Below are 17,011 nucleotides of genomic sequence, written 5' to 3'. Positions count from 1 at the left end.
GTAGCTTGCCGCTTGCCGCTGCCTCACTGTGATTTTCTGACCCGCAGATACCACTCGGACAGCAGTCGTACCTGTTTGTCGGTGTAGCCCCGCTCGACCATCCGTGTGACGAAGTCGTTGTGTTTCTGCTGGTCTTCTTTGCTGGCCTTGGCATTGAAGCTGATGACCGGCAGCAGGTCCTCGGTGTTGGAGAACATTTTCTTCTCGATGACCACCCGCAGTTTTTCGTAGCTGAGCCAGGTCGGGTTCTTGCCGTTGTTGTTGGCCCGGGCGCGCAGTACGAAGTTGACGATTTCGTTGCGGAAATCTTTCGGATTGCTGATGCCGGCCGGTTTTTCGATTTTTTCCAGTTCCTCGTTCAGGGCTACGCGGTTGAGGATCTCGCCGGTTTCCGGATCGCGGTATTCCTGGTCCTGGATCCAGAAGTCGGCGTACAGCACGTAGCGATCGAAGATGTTCTGGCCGTACTCGCTGTAAGACTCGAGGTAGGCAGTCTGGATTTCCTTGCCGATGAATTCGATATAACGCGGTGCCAGGTACTCCTTCAGGAAACGCAGGTAGCGTTCGCGGGTCTCGGCCTGGAACTGTTCCTGTTCGATCTGTTGTTCCAATACGTAGAGCAAATGCACCGGGTTGGCGGCGATTTCGTGCGGATCGAAGTTGAACACCTTCGACAGGATCTTGAACGCGAAGCGGGTCGACAGACCGTTCATGCCTTCGTCGACACCGGCGTTGTCGCGGTATTCCTGGATCGACTTGGCCTTCGGATCGGTGTCCTTGAGGTTCTCGCCGTCATACACGCGCATCTTGGAATAGATGTTGGAGTTTTCCGGCTCCTTCAGGCGCGACAGCACAGTGAACTGCGCCAGCATTTTCAAGGTGTCGGGCGCGCAATGGGCCTTGGCCAGCGAGCTGTTGAACAGCAGTTTGTCGTAGATCTTCACTTCGTCGCTGACCCGCAGGCAGTACGGCACTTTGACGATGTAGATCCGGTCGATGAACGCTTCGTTGTTCTTGTTGTTGCGGAAGGTATGCCATTCCGATTCGTTGGAGTGGGCCAGCAGGATCCCGGTGAATGGAATCGCGCCCAGGCCTTCGGTACTGTTGTAGTTACCTTCCTGGGTGGCGGTCAGCAATGGGTGCAGCACCTTGATCGGCGCCTTGAACATTTCGACGAATTCCATCAGGCCCTGGTTGGCCCGGCACAGTGCGCCCGAGTAGCTGTAGGCGTCGGCGTCGTTTTGCGGGAATTCTTCCAGTTTGCGGATATCGACCTTGCCCACCAATGCCGAGATGTCCTGGTTGTTTTCATCTCCCGGCTCGGTTTTGGCCACGGCGATCTGGTTGAGGATCGACGGGTACAGTTTCACCACGCGGAACTGGCTGATGTCGCCGCCGAATTCGGCCAGGCGCTTGGTGGCCCATGGCGACATGATGGTGTTGAGGTAGCGCCGTGGAATGCCGAAGTCTTCCTCGAGGATCGCGCCATCTTCAGTGGCGTTGAACAGACCCAGAGGCGATTCGAATACCGGCGAGCCCTTGATCGCGTAGAAGGGGACTTTCTCGATCAGCTGTTTGAGCTTCTCGGCCAGGGACGATTTACCGCCACCGACGGGACCGAGCAGATAGAGGATTTGTTTCTTCTCTTCCAGGCCCTGAGCGGCATGGCGGAAATACGAAACGATCTGGTCGATGCATTCTTCCATCCCGTGGAAGTCTTCAAAGGCCGGATAGCGGCGGATCACCTTGTTGGAGAAGATTCGCGACAGTCTCGAGTTGGTCGAGGTGTCGAGCAGCTCCGGTTCACCGATGGCCAGGAGCAGACGCTCGGCGGCGGAAACGTAGGCGCTACGGTCCTGTTTGCACAGTTCCAGATACTCTTGCAGCGAGAGTTCTTCCTGGCGTGTGGACTCGAAACGTTGTTGGAAGTGGCTAAAGATACTCATGACGTCACCTCGCTCGATACGTGGAGCCGACGCCGGATCATTCAGTCGATGCTGGCAGCAACCGAACAGGCAGTCGCTGTTTACCCCCCAGAAACCTTTCGCAGCTGACTACTGCGAAAGCTACTCCCGATGATCCGCGCGCCGGTGTACCGGCTCTCCCCTGTTTTGGATGGCCTGCGCTTAAGGATAGTTGGGAATTCGGGAGGTAAAGGCGAGATACGTAATTAGTTGTGGCAGACCGTTCGTCTGCCACCGCGCTAGCCCGCGGGAGCCGGGGGCTTGCGTGTTACAAAAAAATTATTCAGAGGTGCCTTGCGCCGTATCTGAAGGATACGTCGCACGCCACAGCTCAAAACCGCCATCCATGCTGTAGACGTCGGAGAAGCCCTGGCTGATCAGGTAGGCGGCAGCGCCCTGGCTGGAATTGCCGTGGTAGCAGACCACGACAGTCGGTGCATCAAGGTCGGCACCCTGGATGAAAGCGTGCAGCGAATGATTGTCCAGATGCTTCGAGCCGGCGATGTGCAGGGCGGCGAAAGTGGCGGGATCACGAACATCAACCACCACTGCGCCTTGTTCGCGCAGGGTATGGGCCTGTTCCGGGGGAATACGTTTGAATTCGCTCATGGCGGGCTCCTGTGGCTCGGCTGAAAGCGCAGTCTAGCGCGGGGCGCTGGCTGACGATGGTTCGGAAATTTGTGGGGTGAGCGGTGACGTGGCGGCATTGCCATGTTCGTCGCATTTGCAGGACAGGCGTTCGCCAGTGTCGACATTCATCAGGGTCAAGGCGCCGCCCCAGACGCAACCGGTGTCGAGGGCGAAAATGCCCGGCTCTTGAACGTTGCCTTCCAGCGCGGCCCAATGACCGAAGATGATCTTCACGTCCTTGGTCTTGCGTTCCTTGTGCTGGAACCAGGGCTTGTAGCCTGCCGGTGCGGTACCCAGACCTTCCTTGCTCTTGAGATCGAGCTTGCCTTCGGCCGTACAGAAACGCATGCGGGTGAAATAGTTGGTGATGACGCGCAGGCGCGTCACGCCTTTGAGCTCACTGTCCCATTTCGCCGGGTCGTTGCCGTACATGCCGTCGAGGTAGGGCGGAAGCAGGTTGTCGTCGCGCAGGGCGGTTTCGACTTCGTCGGCGTACTTCAGGGCTTTGCGCAGCGACCATTGCGGTGGAATGCCGGCATGCACCAACGCAATGTTCCGTTGTGCGTCGTAATGCAGGAGTTTTTGCTGGCGCAGCCACTCCAGCAGTTCGGCGCAATCGGGGGCTTCGATAATCTCGCGCAGGGTATCGGCTTTCTTCAGGCGTTCGATGTTTTTCCCGGCGGCCAGCAAGTGCAGGTCGTGGTTGCCGAGTACGCAAACCAGCGATTCGCGGATGCTATAGAGGTAGCGCAGGGTGTCGAGCGATTGCGGACCACGGTTGACCAGGTCGCCGACCAGCCACAGACGATCCTTTGCCGGATCGAACGCGACTTGCTTGAGCAGGCATTGCAGCGCTTCCAGGCAGCCCTGCAAGTCGCCGACGGCATACGTCGCCATCAGTGCAAGGCTCCGGGCACCGCCAGACGAAATGGCGCGATGATGGCGTCGAAATGCTTACCGTCGTCGGCAATCATCTGATAAGTGCCTTGCATGGTGCCGACCTTGGTGGTCATGACCGTGCCGCTGCTGTAGGTGTGGCTCTTGCCCACGTCGATCAACGGCTGCTGGCCAACGACGCCCGCACCGCGAACCTCTTCGACATGTCCGTCGCCATCGGTGATCACCCAGTGCCGTGACAACAGTTTGGCCGGTATCAGGCCATTGTTTTGCACGGTGATGGTGTAGGCGAAGGCAAAGCGGTCGTGTTCGGGTTGCGATTGTTCTGCCAGATAGCGGGTGACGACGCTGACGTCGACCTGATAACGAGGATCGGACATGCAAGAGGCCTTAAAAACGAAGCGGGACGCGGGGCGCAGCTGATTGGGATCAGTCTAGGCCAAGTACCGGGTAGTAAACCAGACATGGGCGCTGGTGTCCTACCCGATCACGCTTCAGTTCTGTCAGACGTCTGCTGGCTTCTGTAGGGATTGTTCGCTGAGTTTGTCAGCCAGGCGCACGAAGGCAGCCAGGTCGAGTTGCTCGGGACGCAGGCTGCCATCGACGCCGGCGGCTTCGATTTCAGCGTTGCTCAGCAGCAACTTGAGGGTGTTGCGCAAGGTTTTGCGACGCTGGTTGAAAGCTTCGCGTACAACGCGTTCCAGCAGTTTGTGATCTTTGGCAGGATGCGGCAGCACGGCGTGAGGCACCAGGCGCACGATAGCCGAATCGACTTTCGGTGGCGGATTGAACGCGCCCGGACCGACGTTGAACAGATGCTCAACCCGGCAGTGATACTGAACCATGATCGACAACCGGCCCCAGTCACCACCGCCAGGCCCTGCCGCCAGACGCTCGACCACTTCCTTTTGCAGCATGAAGTGCATGTCGCGGATCAGGTGGGAGTTGTGCAGCAGGTGGAAAATCAGCGGTGTGGAGATGTTGTACGGCAGGTTGCCGACTACGCGCAGACTGCCGGGGGCGGCATTCAGGCTATTGAAGTCGAATTTCAGCGCATCACCCTGATGCAGGTTGAAATTGCTCTTGCCGGCAAACTGCTGGTTGAGGATCGGGATCAGGTCCTTGTCCAGCTCCACCACATCGAGTTGCGCGCCACTGCTCAGCAGGCCTTGGGTAAGTGCACCCTGGCCCGGGCCGATTTCCAGCAGGCGGTCTTCGGCTTTTGCATGGATGGAGCGCAGGATGCGGTCAATAACACCGGCATCGTGCAGGAAATTCTGGCCAAAGCGTTTGCGCGCCTTGTGTTGGTATTGCTCGTTCATAAACGGGTCTCGGCCATCTGGTAGGCGGTTTCCAGAGCGACTTGCAGGCTGCCGGTGTCGATCTTGCCGCTGCCGGCCAGGTCCAGGGCAGTGCCGTGGTCGACCGAAGTGCGGATGATCGGCAGGCCCAGCGTTACGTTGACTGCAGCGCCGAAGCCTTTGTATTTCAGCACAGGCAGGCCCTGGTCGTGGTACATCGCCAGCACTGCGTCGCAGTGCTCCAGATATTTGGGGGTAAACAGAGTGTCGGCGGGCAGGGGACCGCGCAGGTCCATGCCTTCGCCGCGCAGGCGCTCTAATGTGGGTTCGATGATATCGATTTCTTCATGGCCCAGGTGTCCGCCTTCACCGGCATGGGGGTTGAGCCCGCACACCAGAATGCGTGGCTGGGCGATGCCGAACTTTTCTTGCAGGTCGGCATGCAGGATTCGCGTAACCCGTTCCAGACGCTCCGGCGTGATCGCGTCGGCGATCTCGCGAAGCGGCAGGTGGGTGGTGACCAGCGCCACGCGCAGGCCACGGGTGGCCAGCATCATCACCACTTGTGCGGTGTGGGTCAGGTCGGCGAGGAACTCCGTGTGCCCGGAAAAGGCGATCCCGGATTCGTTGATCACGCCCTTGTGCACGGGCGCGGTGATCATCCCGGCGAAATGTCCATCCAGACACCCTTGGCCGGCACGGGTCAGGGTTTCCAGGACAAAAGCCGCGTTGGCCTTGTCCAGTTGCCCGGCGACGACCTTGGCGTTAAGTGGTGTATCCCAGACATACAGGCTGTTGGCAGGCGCGGGTACATCCGGCCAGCTGTCCGGTGTGACCGGCAGCAAGTCGACAACCACGCCCAGCTGCGCGGCCCGCTCAAGGAGCAGGTCGCGGCTGGTAATGGCAATCAGGGGGTGTGGCTGGGCTTGCGAGGCGAGCAGCAGGCACAGGTCGGGACCTATGCCGGCCGGTTCGCCGGGTGTCAGCGCGAAACGTCTGGGTTTCACTGCGCTGCCTGGTCGGCGCCAGGGAGTTTGATTTCTACGTACGCTTCGTCACGGATCTGACGCAGCCAGGTTTGCAGCTCTTCGTCGTATTTGCGGTTACGCAGTACGGTCATGGCTTGTTGCTCGCGAGCCTGGGTGGTGCTGTCGGTGGCGCGGCGGCCAAGGACTTCCAGGACGTGCCAGCCATATTGAGTCTGGAATGGCTTGGACAGCTGACCTTGTGGGGTCTTGGCCATCACTTCGCGGAACTCCGGAACCAGTGCGTTCGGGTCGATCCAGTTTAGGTCGCCGCCGTTGAGAGCGGAGCCCGGGTCTTCCGAGAAGCTTTTCGCCAGCTCGCCGAAATCTTCGCCAGCTTCGATGCGAGCGTAGAGCGATTCAGCCAACGCTTTGGTCTTTGCTTCGTCGCGGATCGGGCTCGGTTTGACCAGGATGTGACGCACGTGTACTTCGTCACGCACCTGCGCTTGACCGCCACGCTTGTCGGTGATCTTCAGGATGATGAAGCCCCCCGGCGTGCGCATTGGCTGGGTGATGTCGCCAACAGTCATGGTGCTCAACAGGCGATCGAACGGAGGTGGCAGTTGAGCGGCTTTACGCCAGCCCATGTCGCCGCCTTCCAGTGCGGTTTCGCTGGCGGACTTGGCGATGGCCAACTGACCGAAGTCAGCGCCTTGCTTGAGCTGCTGGTAAACCGCGTCAGCCTGTTTGGCTGCGTTCTGAATCGCGTCGGAGTTGGCGCTTTCCGGCGTAGGAATCAGGATGTTGGACAGGCGGAACTCTTCGGACAGCTGCATCTTGCCAAGGTCGGAAGCGAGGAAGTTCTTCACTTCCTGCTCGGACACCTGGATGCGTTCGGCCACACGGCGCTGACGTACACGGCTGATGACCATTTCGCGACGGATCTGGTCACGGGCGTCGTCGTAGGACAGACCGTCGTGAGTCAGGGCCGCACGGAACTGGTCGACCGTCATGTTGTTGCGCTGGGCGATGGTGCCGACAGCCTGGTTCAGTTCTTCATCGGTGATGCGGATGCCGGAACGTTCGCCGATCTGCAGTTGCAGGTTTTCGACGATCAGGCGCTCAAGCACCTGTTGCTCCAACACGCTGGCCGGAGGCACGGCAGAGCTGCGCTTGGCGATGGTTTGCTGAACTTCATGAACGCGCTGGTCCAGTTGGCTCTGCATGACCACATCGTTGTCGACGATGGCCACCACTTTATCGATGGACTGCACCGCGGCGTTGGCCGCGGTACCCAGGAACAGCGCGCCCAGCAGCAGCGGGCGCAGACAATCAGAAAGCTTGGTCTTCACGTTCACGATAACCTTGAATGCCTTTGTCGAGGAAACTCTCTACCTTGGAGCCGGTGAGGCCCCCGAGTCCCTTCAGAACAATTTGGAGGAAGACGCCATGGTCGCCTTTTTCGTTTTCCGGAGCGGCCTGACTGAATTCTTCATAGTCGACCCAGTAACGGTTGATCAAACGAAGTTTCCAGCAGCAGTTGTCGTACTCGAAACCACCGAAGGCTTCCAGGGTACGGTTGCGGTTGTAGTCGTACTGCCAGCGGCTGATGACGTTCCATTGCGGCACGACCGGCCAGATCACCGAGAAGTCGTGCTGCACGATCTTGTAGTAATCCTTCACGTAGCCAGGCTGGCCCGGGACGCCGTAGTCACCGCCACCCACTTGCCATTGACCGGTGTTCTGGTCGTAACGAACCTGGTCATTGCGATAGCGATAGCCGGCGTTGACGACCTTGTTCGGGTTGTCTTCAGGCTGATAGTGGAACATCGCGCTACCCGAGCGAGGGCTGCGGGTGTCCGGGTCCCAGTTGTAATCGGCGGTGGTGCGCCAATCGCGGTTCCAGCGATATTCGTATTCCAGAGCGTATGGAGAAACATCGGAATGCGCATCTTCACGGGTTTTTGCATCGATACCCGGCAGCTGGACTTCGCGATCCTTGAAATAAAACGCTTGGCCGACGCTGATGCGTTGACGTTCGAAACCGTTGTCTTCGATCCAGCGACTGGTTACGCCCAGCGACAGCTTGTTTTCGTCGCCGACACGGTCGGAACCGGAGAAACGGTTGTCGCGGAACAACGACGCGTAGTTGAAGGTGTATTCGCTGGTGTCGAATACCGGAATGTCTTCCTGGTCCTTCTCTGGCACGTAGAGATAGAACAGGCGTGGTTCAAGCGTCTGGCGATAGTTCTTGCCGAACCATTGGGTGTCGCGATCGAAATACAGGCCGCTGTCGACGCTGGCAATCGGCACGCCACGGTTCTGGCTGCTGCCAAAGGTGCCAAGGAGGCGGTCCTGCTCGGCGGATTGCGCTGCAATCTGGTTCTTGCCGATGCTGTCCAGGTCCAGTTCGTACTGCGTGTATTGGTACTTGAGTTTCGGCTTCAGGAAACCATACGTCCAGTTCAACGGCAGGGCGACGGCAGGAGCAAGGTTCAGGCGATCACCGGTAGCACGGGCCAAGCCTTGAACGTTGGTGTCGAGACGCGGTTCCACATTACCGTTTTCATCGGTGAAGTTACCGTTTTCCAGGTCCCGGTCGAATCGCACGATTTCAGTGTTGTACGTGAATTCCAGGCCTTCTGGACGATACGGCAGCGCACCATCAAAGGTGATCTGCGGCAAACGGTCGTACGGCGTGATGTTCGACACGGTCGCGAGCTGATAAGCCTGGGCATTCACGCGAGCGGTGTAGCTGTCGCCGCGATAAGTGACGGCGCCCTGCTGGTTCACGTAGTCGGCACTTTTCACGCCAATCTGGTCAGTCTGCAGATCCTGGAAGTAATAAGGATCGCTGATCTTGGTGTAGTCGACTTGCGTGAACACACGCGAATCAAGACCACCCTTGTGCTGCCAGTTGTACATGTAGCGGGTTTTTTCGTAGTCAGTCTGCAGCTTGCGCTCGTCGTCCTCGTCGTTGAGGTAGGCGGCGCCGAACTGACCTTCGCTGGATTTGGTCAGGTAGCGGAATTCGCCTTCCACCAACATGCCACGCTTGCTCATGTAGCGCGGGTACAACGTGGCATCGTAGTTCGGTGCCAGGTTGAAATAGTACGGCGTGACCAGCATGAAGCCGGTATCGCTGCCGGTGCCGATGGTCGGCGGCAGGAAACCGGACTGGCGACGGTCATCGATCGGGAAATAGATGTACGGCGTGTACAGGACCGGAATGTCCTTGACTCGCAATGTCACGTTGGTCGCGGTACCGAAACCGGTGGCCGGGTTCAAGGTGATATTGTTGCCCTTGAGCTGCCAGGCGTTGCTGTTCGGTTCGCACGTGGTGTACGTACCATCCTTCAGGCGGATGATGGCGTTCTCGGCACGCTTGGCGTACAGCGCGTTACCGCGGATACGGGATTTGTGCATCACGTATTCGGCGTTGTCGACCTTGGCTTCACCGGTATCGAGCTGCACGTCGGCGTGGTCGCCCACGATCAGAGCGCCGTTGTCGCGAATGCGCACGTTGCCACTCAGCTCACCACGGCTCTCGGCCTGGTAAAGGTTGGCTTCGTCGGCTTCGACCTGCATGCTGCCCTGGCGCATGACCACGTCACCGGCCAGGGTGGCGACTTGCTCATCCTGCTTATAGCGGGAGGCCTTGGCGCCGATAAAGGTAGGCGCGTCACTTTTGTTCGTCTTGTCATTCATGCCAGGACGAATCGGTTCGATATAGGAACCAGAGCAATAAGGTCCGGTTTCGGCCAGTTGCGCTGCAGTGAGCTGCTCACGGGGAACCCAGTCGAGGTGACTGTAGTCTTCGCTACGCGACTTCAAGCCGCGGCCCTTGGACTCGGTAACCAGCGCAGTCTTGGCACCGGTGTCTTCGCTGGAGCCTTCCTCGGCCGGTGTTTCGCCGGTTGCGGAAACTGCGCTGCCGTCATGGACGGGACGCGGAGGCAATGCAGCCGCCGGTGCCTTTGGCGCACAGTCCCAGGCACCCGAAGCAGAGACTGAGCAGTCATACTGTTCCGCGGCGACCACGAAGGAAGTGGCTAGAGGTTGCAAGGCCAGCAGACTGCCGGTTACCAACAACGGAAATTTTTTACGAAACGCGGGGGATTTCAATGCCATCTTATTAGTCCGGGCTTCCTGCGTGCCATCTGCCCGCGGTGTGGGCCGCACGCCTCTCGATGGTCTGAAAAAGATGCTGGATAATAAAGCATGACCCGCTTGACGGCTAGCGCCGTCGGAGACCCTTGCAATGCCTGACCAAGATGTACGTTTGCAACACCTGAAAGTTTGGCTCGATGAACAATTGGCGACCCTTTTTGCGGACCGGGGCTGGGGCTCCGTACCCCCGGCCACGTTGACCGCGGCCAGCAGCGACGCGAGTTTCCGGCGTTATTTCCGTTGGGAAGGCGCGGGTAGAAGTTTCATCGTGATGGATGCGCCGCCGCCCCAGGAAAACTGCAAACCCTTCGTGGATATCGCTTTTTTGCTGGCGAAATCCGGAATAAATGTGCCGAAAATTTATGCAGAAGACCTCGAACGCGGATTTCTTTTGCTGAACGACCTGGGCAACAAGACTTATCTGGACGTCATCGACAGCGAAAATGCCGACGATTTGTTCAACGATGCCCTGCAAGCACTGTTGGCTTTTCAACAGCTGCCGATGGTTGCGCCGTTGCCGAGTTATGACGTGGCGTTGTTGCGTCGCGAGCTCGAACTGTTCCCTGAATGGTACGTGAAGCGTGAACTGGGTATCGAGTTCGACGCCGCGCAACAAGTGCTCTGGCAGCAAGTCAGCGATTTGTTGATCGACAGCGCCCTGGCCCAGCCAAAAGTCCTGGTTCATCGCGACTACATGCCACGCAACCTGATGCTCAGCGAACCGAACCCCGGTGTGCTGGATTTCCAGGATGCGGTCTATGGCCCGGTGACCTACGACGTGACTTGTCTGTTCAAGGACGCCTTCCTCAGCTGGCCCGAGGAACGCGTGCGCGGTTGGCTGGAAAGTTATTGGCAGCAGGCCACTGCGCTGAACATTCCGGTGCAGCCGGACTTCGAAGACTTCCTGCGCGCCAGCGACCTGATGGGCGTGCAGCGTCACCTGAAAGTGATCGGTATCTTCGCGCGCATCTGCCATCGCGATGGCAAACCGCGTTATCTGGGCGATGTGCCGCGTTTCTTCGCCTATATAGATGCTGTGATCGCCCGCCGTCCTGAACTGGCTGAACTGGATGTGCTGCTGGCCAGTCTGCGCGCTGGAGTAAAGGCATGAAGGCGATGATTCTGGCGGCCGGCAAAGGCGAGCGCATGCGCCCGCTGACCCTGACCACGCCAAAGCCGCTGGTTCGCGCCGGCGGGGTGCCGCTGATCGAGTATCACCTGCGTGCGCTGGCCGCTGCCGGGTTTACCGAGATCGTGATCAATCATGCCTGGCTCGGTCAGCAGATCGAGGATTATCTGGGCGACGGTTCGCGCTATGGCGTCAGCATCCAGTACTCGCCGGAAGGCGAGCCGCTGGAAACCGGCGGCGGGATTTTCCGTGCATTGCCGTTGCTGGGTGATGACGCCTTTGTCGTGGTCAATGGCGACATCTGGACCGATTACGACTTCAGTGTGCTGCATCAGCCGATTTTCGGCCTGGCTCACCTGGTGCTGGCGAACAACCCGGCTCATCATCCGAGCGGGGATTTCCAGTTGATCGACGGCCAGGTCCGCGACGGGCAACCGGATGCGGCCACCCTGACCTACAGCGGCATCGCCGTATTGCATCCGCAGTTGTTCGAAGGTTGCTCCGACGGGGCGTTCAAACTGGCGCCGTTGCTGCGTGCCGCGATGGCAAACGGGCAGGTGTCGGGCGAACACCTGAACGGGCAGTGGGTGGATGTCGGCACTCACGAGCGCTTGGCTGAAGCGGAAAACCTGATCGAAGCGAGCCGCTGACATGCTATGGCCAGGGACTCTGATCGGAGCCGGAGCGGGCTTTGCCATTGCCAGCATTCCGGGGGCCATGCTCGGTGCCTTGCTGGGACAGGCGCTGGATCGACGCCTGCACCTGCAAAGTTGGGCGCATCTGCGGGAAAAACTCGGCGGTCGTCCGGTACTGCGCAACGATGAACTGCTGTTCGTGTTGCTCGGCCGGCTGGCCAAGTGCGACGGGCGAGTGGTGGAGGGTCATATCCAGCAGGCGCGCCAGGAAATGCGCTCTCTGGAAATGAACGAACCGGCCCAGCGGCGGGCGATTGCCGCATTCAATCGCGGCAAGACGGGCAACGACCGATTGCGCGGTTATCTGCGTCGCCTGAGTGCTCAGCCCCATGCGGCCGAAGGCGTGTTACGCGCCTGTTGGCGGATGGTCTGGGCCGATGGTCGGGCTGGGAGCAGTGAGCGCGAGCTGATTGCCCAGTGGGGCAAGTGGCTGGGCTGGACGTCGCATCAGGTACAGGCACTGGCCCACGACTATGAACCGCATAAGCGGCCACAGGTCAGCGGTGCGGTGACGTATCAGGACGCGTTGCGACTGTTGGGGGTGTCGGCTACCAGTGAGCCGGCGCAGATCAAACGCGCCTATCGGCGTCTGCTCAGTCGCCATCACCCGGACAAGATTGCCGGCAGTGGGGCGACGGTGTCGCAGGTTCGTGAGGCGACCGAGAAAACCCGGGAGCTGCACACTGCCTATACGCTGATTCGGCAGCGGCGGGATTTTCGCTAGCAGGACAGTTAGGTGTTGTTTTCAATGGCGCCATCGCTGGCAAGCCAGCTCCCACAGTATTTGAGTCGTACACAAATTTTGTGATCGACATAAATACTGTGGGAGCTGGCTTGCCAGCGATGGGTGCGACGCGCTCTATCAATTCGCCGCATTCTGCGGATTCAACCAACCCCGCACCCGCCGAACCAGCTGTTCCTGCTGCGCCTTGCTGTCTCCCGGCAACGCCTTGAGCGAAACCTGGCTGAACGCCGACGTCTTCAAACGCTTGCTCGCCTGCAACCGGGCCAGCGCCGCGTTACGGTCCAGCGGTTTGTCCATGTAGAAGATGTCGGCGGTAGGCAGTTTCAAGGTTGGGGCGAGCTCATCCAGTTCCGGTTTCGCCTTGGCAGGTGTCTGCGCAGCAACCATGACGAAACGCTCGACTTGCGATGGCTGTTTTTCGCTCAGATACCGCGCGGCCCAATAAGCGCCAGTGCCATGACCCAGTACGACAATGCTGCGAGCGCTTTGCTGTTCGGCGAACGCAATCGCCGCGTCGATGCGAGCGAAGATTCGCTCGGCATCGGCTTTGGACTGTTCTTCACTGGTTTCGGCGACGGGTTTGTCCGCCACTTCGGCTTCACCGCCGGCTGCCTGTTCGATGGGGGCGGCGGTGGTCGAGTCCTTGCTGCCAGCGTCCGGCGTCTTGGGCGTTGGCGGCACTTCGGCAACGCGTGGCGCAATGGCATCGCTTTGCACGTCCGGCAAGGTGATACTCAGGCTGCTCCATTGCGCGTCCGGCAGTTGGCGGCGCAACGGACCGATTGCTTGCGGCCAGTCAACGGTTTCGCCAGCGCCCGGGACGATAATCACCGCGCCTTTGGGTTCGGCGGTATTGGCCGGTTTCCACAAGGCCAGGAAAGTGTCGCCGCCCGCTTGCAGTTGCTGCTGCTCCTGGGCCGGGATTTTTCGTTCGAGTGCTGCCGCTTCTTCCTGACTACGCTCAGGCAACGGCTGGCGTTCAACCGGTTTTTCTTGCGCGGGTTGTTCCGCGGCGGCAGGCGCCGGGTCGGCAGCCTCGACGGAAAAAGCGCATGGCAGGATCAGCGACAGGCACAATGCTGGCAGTGCCAGGCGGTAGACAGGGGGCATCGGATATTCCAGGCCAGAAGTGATTCCGGCAGCCTAATGGGTTGGTCAGTATTTGTCAGTGTGTGAGAGTTCGATGATGCGTTTTCGCTGCCTGTGGGTTATCGGCTGGTTGTGGTTTCCCTTGATGGGCTGGGCGGCGGCCGCGCCACCGGCGCACGTCGCACCGCTGTCCGCAGGCCAGCAACAATGGCTGGCGCAACAGGGTGAGTTGCGCGTCGGTCTGGTGTTGCAGGCGCCCTATGCGCAATACGATCGCCGCTTGCAGCGCTTGTCCGGGGTCAACGTCGAGCTGATGAAATGGCTGGCCAAGTCGCTCAAGGTCGAGTTGAGCTGGCGTAACTTTCCCGATCTTGAACAACTGGAAGCCGCCGCACGCGCGGGTGAAATCGACATCGCCCCGGGGCTGACCCAAACCCCTGGCGGTCTGCGCCTCTGGCAGTTTTCCGATCCGTACATGCGGGTGCCGCAACTGGTGGTCAGCGACCAGAAAAGCACCGGCGCGGTGGAGCTGGAGAAACTCGACAGCCAGACCCGCGTCGCCGTGCGCATGCCCAGCGCAACCGCCGAATACCTGCGCGGCAACTATCCGCACCTGAACCTTCAGGGCGTGCCGATGGAACGCCAGGCGCTGCAATTGTTGTTGAGCCAGCAGGCTGGTTACGCTGTGGTCGATGAGGCGCAGTTGGGGCGGCTGTCCGTCGAGCCGGAATTCGCCGGGCTGGTGGTAGTGGGTGACATCGGTTTTCCGCAACTGCTGCGGGTGGCCACGCGGCGCGACAAGCCGGAGCTCGCCGGCATCATCGAAAGCGCGCTGCGAGCGATCCCGGCGAAGGATCTGGAAACACTGCACAACCAATGGCTGCAACCCAAGTACCCGCGGCTCACCGAGTCGCCGGGCTTCTGGCAAAACCTCTGCCTGCTGTTGCTGGTGCTGGCGCTGAGCAGCATGGCGATCGTGTTCTGGCAGCGACGTCAGCAGCACAGTCTGGAGCAACGACTTGCGGCGGCGCAGGCGGACATCGCCCTGCGCGCTGCCAGTGAAGAGGCGCTACGGCTGACGCAATTTTCCATCGATCAGAGCACTGTCGGCATCCTTTGGGTCAACTGGGACAGTCACGTGCGCTATGCCAACCGTGCGGCGGAAACCATGCTGGGCTATCCACCGGGCGGGATCATCGACCGGCCATTGATCGACTTCGAACCCGGCCTGCACATGGATCGCTGGTTGAACCTGTGGAAGCGCGCCAGGGCCAGCGACGAGTCGCCGCAAAGTTTCGAAACCCATTGCCTGCGGGCCGATGGCAGCATCCTGCCGACGGATGTCTCGCTGAGCTTCCTGCGTTTTCGCGACGGTGAATACCTGGTGGTCTACCTCACGGACGTCACCGAGCGCCGTCGTGCCCTCGCGGCATTGCAGGAAAGTGAAGCGCGGTTGCAAGGGATCGCGGCGAACGTTCCCGGATTGGTCTTTCGCCTGGAGCGCGCGCCGGTGACGGGGCAGATCGACTTTGCCTACATCAGTGAGGGCAGCGAAAGTCTGGTGGGTTACTCGCCGGCAACGTTGGCTCATCGTGACAAAGGCCTGCGCAGCCTTGTGCATCCGGACGATAAAGCCAGTTATCACCAGACACAGGATCATGCACTGGACACCGACAGCGACTGGTCGTGGCAAGGACGAATTCTTACGCGTCAGGGCGAACAGCGCTGGGCCGAAATCAAGGCGATCACCCGTCAACTTGAAGACGGTGCCTACGTCTGGGACGGCATTGTCTGGGACATCAGCGAGAGCAAGCGCATCGAACTGGAACTGGCCAGCTCCCGCGAGCAGTTGCGCGAATTGTCCGCGCACCTTGAAAGCGTACGGGAAGAGGAAAAGGCACGCATTGCCCGGGAAGTTCACGACGAGTTGGGCCAGATGCTCACCGTGTTGAAGCTGGAAACCTCCATGTGCGAACTGGCCTACGCACAACTGGACCCTGGCCTGAACGACCGCTTGAACAGCATGAAGCGCTTGATCGCTCAGTTGTTCCAGTTGGTGCGGGATGTGGCGACGGCATTGCGACCACCGATTCTCGATGCCGGCATCGCCTCGGCCATCGAATGGCAGGCCCGCCGCTTTGAGGCGCGTACGCAGATTCCGTGTCTGGTGCAGGTGCCGGACAATTTGCCGGTGCTCAGCGATGCCAAGGCGATCGGTCTGTTTCGCATCCTTCAGGAAGCACTGACCAATGTCATGCGCCACGCCCAGGCGCATACTGTTGAACTGACGCTGGCCCTTGAGGGCGACGAGTTGTGTCTGACGGTCAGCGATGATGGCGTAGGATTTGTCGCTGCGGTGGGCAGGCCGACTTCCTTTGGCGTGGTCGGCATGCGCGAGCGGGTGTTGATCATGGGCGGGCAGTTGTCGCTTGAAAGTGAGCCCGGAGAGGGCACGACCCTGATCGTGCGAGTGCCGTTGGATGAGGAGAAGTAAGTGATCCGTGTACTGGTAGCCGAAGACCACACCATCGTCCGCGAAGGCATCAAGCAATTGATCGGCCTGGCCAAGGATCTGCTGGTGGTGGGGGAGGCGAGCAATGGCGAACAGTTGCTCGAAACCTTGCGGCATGTGCCCTGCGAAGTGGTGTTGCTGGATATCTCCATGCCGGGTGTTAACGGCCTGGAGGCGATTCCACGGATTCGTGCGCTGAACAATCCTCCGGTGATCCTGGTGCTGTCGATGCACGACGAAGCGCAAATGGCAGCCCGGGCGTTGAAGGTCGGCGCTGCGGGGTATGCGACCAAGGATAGCGATCCGGCATTGTTGCTGACGGCCATTCGCCGGGTCGCGGCCGGCGGGCGCTATATCGACCCGGATCTTGCCGATCGCATGGTCTTCGAAGTCGGCCTGACCGATTCGCGGCCTTTGCACTCGCTGCTGTCAGAGCGTGAATTCTCCGTGTTCGAACGCCTGGCCCAGGGTGCCAACGTCAATGACATCGCCCAGCAACTGGCCTTGAGCAGCAAGACCATCAGCACCCACAAGGCGCGCCTGATGCAAAAGCTCAACATCACCTCGCTGGCCGAGTTGGTGAAGTACGCGATGGAACACAAACTCCTCTGAATTCAACCAATTCCTGTAGGAGCACGGCTTGCCGGCGATGGCGTCCTTGAAATCGCCATCGCCAGCAAGCTGTGCTCCTACAGGGTTTCGTGTTCGCATATCCATTTGCGACACGCAATAACCGCGCGTTTGCCTTTACTTGCGGCTTGCAGCTGATCGCTTGCCACTGCCTTTATCCAATCCCGCCATCCTTGTAGGGCAATCCCTACCCCCAACCTTCCATCCGGCTGAGGCGATTCTCTCCTGCGCCCCGATTTGCGCAGGTCCCAGCGTCCACTAGGCTTAGTCCACAGCAGTCA

The 17,011-nt window shown here is 59.8% G+C and carries 14 protein-coding genes; 5 read left to right on the top strand and 9 right to left on the bottom strand.

Annotated features, from left to right (window positions below; genetic code table 11):
• Positions 1-23: 23 nt before the first annotated feature.
• From V6Z53_RS30435 to V6Z53_RS30400, 8 genes are all read right to left on the bottom strand, one after another.
• The gene (locus tag V6Z53_RS30435) at positions 24-1,946 is read right to left on the bottom strand and encodes a PrkA family serine protein kinase (protein WP_045059965.1); all 1,923 of its coding nucleotides are present in this window, start codon (positions 1,944-1,946) and stop codon (positions 24-26) included.
• Between the two features lie 297 nt (positions 1,947-2,243).
• The gene (glpE, locus tag V6Z53_RS30430; protein ID WP_338583484.1) at positions 2,244-2,573 is read right to left on the bottom strand and encodes a thiosulfate sulfurtransferase GlpE; all 330 of its coding nucleotides are present in this window, start codon (positions 2,571-2,573) and stop codon (positions 2,244-2,246) included.
• 33 nt (positions 2,574-2,606) lie between these two features.
• Entirely contained in the window at positions 2,607-3,491 is an 885-nt protein-coding gene (locus V6Z53_RS30425) for a symmetrical bis(5'-nucleosyl)-tetraphosphatase (RefSeq protein ID WP_338583483.1), read from the bottom strand.
• Positions 3,491-3,871, bottom strand: a complete 381-nt coding sequence (gene apaG / locus V6Z53_RS30420; protein WP_338583481.1) for a Co2+/Mg2+ efflux protein ApaG — start codon at positions 3,869-3,871, stop codon at positions 3,491-3,493. The genes V6Z53_RS30425 and apaG overlap by 1 nt, the downstream gene beginning before the upstream one ends.
• 123 nt (positions 3,872-3,994) lie before the next feature.
• Positions 3,995-4,813 carry a 16S rRNA (adenine(1518)-N(6)/adenine(1519)-N(6))-dimethyltransferase RsmA gene (gene rsmA, locus V6Z53_RS30415; protein WP_338583479.1) on the bottom strand — a complete coding sequence of 273 codons (819 nt, stop codon included), beginning with the start codon at positions 4,811-4,813 and terminating at the stop codon, positions 3,995-3,997.
• Positions 4,810-5,799, bottom strand: a complete 990-nt coding sequence (pdxA, locus tag V6Z53_RS30410) for a 4-hydroxythreonine-4-phosphate dehydrogenase PdxA (protein ID WP_338583477.1) — start codon at positions 5,797-5,799, stop codon at positions 4,810-4,812. The genes rsmA and pdxA overlap by 4 nt, the downstream gene beginning before the upstream one ends.
• Positions 5,796-7,118 carry a peptidylprolyl isomerase SurA gene (gene surA, locus V6Z53_RS30405; protein ID WP_338583475.1) on the bottom strand — a complete coding sequence of 441 codons (1,323 nt, stop codon included), beginning with the start codon at positions 7,116-7,118 and terminating at the stop codon, positions 5,796-5,798. Before surA ends, pdxA begins: the two co-directional genes overlap by 4 nt.
• Entirely contained in the window at positions 7,093-9,891 is a 2,799-nt protein-coding gene (locus tag V6Z53_RS30400) for an LPS-assembly protein LptD (RefSeq protein WP_338583473.1), read from the bottom strand. The genes surA and V6Z53_RS30400 overlap by 26 nt, the downstream gene beginning before the upstream one ends.
• A gap of 130 nt (positions 9,892-10,021) precedes the next feature.
• Here V6Z53_RS30400 and V6Z53_RS30395 point away from each other — a divergent pair, with 130 nt between their 5' ends.
• The 3 genes from V6Z53_RS30395 to V6Z53_RS30385 are packed head-to-tail and all read left to right on the top strand — an operon-like array spanning position 10,022 to position 12,478.
• Positions 10,022-11,041, top strand: coding sequence for a phosphotransferase (locus V6Z53_RS30395; protein WP_338583471.1), 1,020 nt, complete (start codon positions 10,022-10,024; stop codon positions 11,039-11,041).
• Positions 11,038-11,709, top strand: coding sequence for an N-acetylmuramate alpha-1-phosphate uridylyltransferase MurU (gene murU / locus V6Z53_RS30390; protein ID WP_338583470.1), 672 nt, complete (start codon positions 11,038-11,040; stop codon positions 11,707-11,709). The genes V6Z53_RS30395 and murU overlap by 4 nt, the downstream gene beginning before the upstream one ends.
• Position 11,710: 1 nt before the next feature.
• The gene (locus V6Z53_RS30385; RefSeq protein ID WP_338583469.1) at positions 11,711-12,478 is read left to right on the top strand and encodes a TerB family tellurite resistance protein; all 768 of its coding nucleotides are present in this window, start codon (positions 11,711-11,713) and stop codon (positions 12,476-12,478) included.
• Between the two features lie 138 nt (positions 12,479-12,616).
• Here V6Z53_RS30385 and V6Z53_RS30380 read toward each other — a convergent pair whose 3' ends face one another.
• Positions 12,617-13,609, bottom strand: coding sequence for an alpha/beta hydrolase family protein (locus tag V6Z53_RS30380; protein ID WP_338583468.1), 993 nt, complete (start codon positions 13,607-13,609; stop codon positions 12,617-12,619).
• Between the two features lie 73 nt (positions 13,610-13,682).
• Here V6Z53_RS30380 and V6Z53_RS30375 point away from each other — a divergent pair, with 73 nt between their 5' ends.
• Both V6Z53_RS30375 and V6Z53_RS30370 read left to right on the top strand, forming a co-directional pair.
• Positions 13,683-16,082, top strand: a complete 2,400-nt coding sequence (locus V6Z53_RS30375) for a transporter substrate-binding domain-containing protein (protein ID WP_338583466.1) — start codon at positions 13,683-13,685, stop codon at positions 16,080-16,082.
• Positions 16,083-16,712: a response regulator transcription factor gene (locus V6Z53_RS30370; protein WP_020798801.1), complete on the top strand. Its 630-nt coding sequence runs from the start codon at positions 16,083-16,085 to the stop codon at positions 16,710-16,712.
• Positions 16,713-17,011: the final 299 nt, after the last annotated feature.

Source organism: Pseudomonas sp. MAG733B (genome assembly GCF_036884845.1).
Classification (GTDB): domain Bacteria; phylum Pseudomonadota; class Gammaproteobacteria; order Pseudomonadales; family Pseudomonadaceae; genus Aquipseudomonas.
Note: the sequence above shows the minus strand (reverse complement) of the source record. Positions and strands in the feature narration are given on the sequence as shown.

Bases quoted from the DNA above. Each gene is read 5' to 3' on its own strand.
- V6Z53_RS30435 (WP_045059965.1), bottom strand. From the start codon at position 1,946: ATGAGTATCTTTAGCCACTTCCAACAACGTTTCGAGTCCACACGCCAG.
- glpE (WP_338583484.1), bottom strand. From the start codon at position 2,573: ATGAGCGAATTCAAACGTATTCCCCCGGAACAGGCCCATACCCTGCGC.
- V6Z53_RS30425 (WP_338583483.1), bottom strand. From the start codon at position 3,491: ATGGCGACGTATGCCGTCGGCGACTTGCAGGGCTGCCTGGAAGCGCTG.
- apaG (WP_338583481.1), bottom strand. From the start codon at position 3,871: ATGTCCGATCCTCGTTATCAGGTCGACGTCAGCGTCGTCACCCGCTAT.
- rsmA (WP_338583479.1), bottom strand. From the start codon at position 4,813: ATGAACGAGCAATACCAACACAAGGCGCGCAAACGCTTTGGCCAGAAT.
- V6Z53_RS30400 (WP_338583473.1), bottom strand. From the start codon at position 9,891: ATGGCATTGAAATCCCCCGCGTTTCGTAAAAAATTTCCGTTGTTGGTA.
- V6Z53_RS30395 (WP_338583471.1), top strand. From the start codon at position 10,022: ATGCCTGACCAAGATGTACGTTTGCAACACCTGAAAGTTTGGCTCGAT.
- murU (WP_338583470.1), top strand. From the start codon at position 11,038: ATGAAGGCGATGATTCTGGCGGCCGGCAAAGGCGAGCGCATGCGCCCG.
- V6Z53_RS30385 (WP_338583469.1), top strand. From the start codon at position 11,711: ATGCTATGGCCAGGGACTCTGATCGGAGCCGGAGCGGGCTTTGCCATT.
- V6Z53_RS30380 (WP_338583468.1), bottom strand. From the start codon at position 13,609: ATGCCCCCTGTCTACCGCCTGGCACTGCCAGCATTGTGCCTGTCGCTG.
- V6Z53_RS30375 (WP_338583466.1), top strand. From the start codon at position 13,683: ATGATGCGTTTTCGCTGCCTGTGGGTTATCGGCTGGTTGTGGTTTCCC.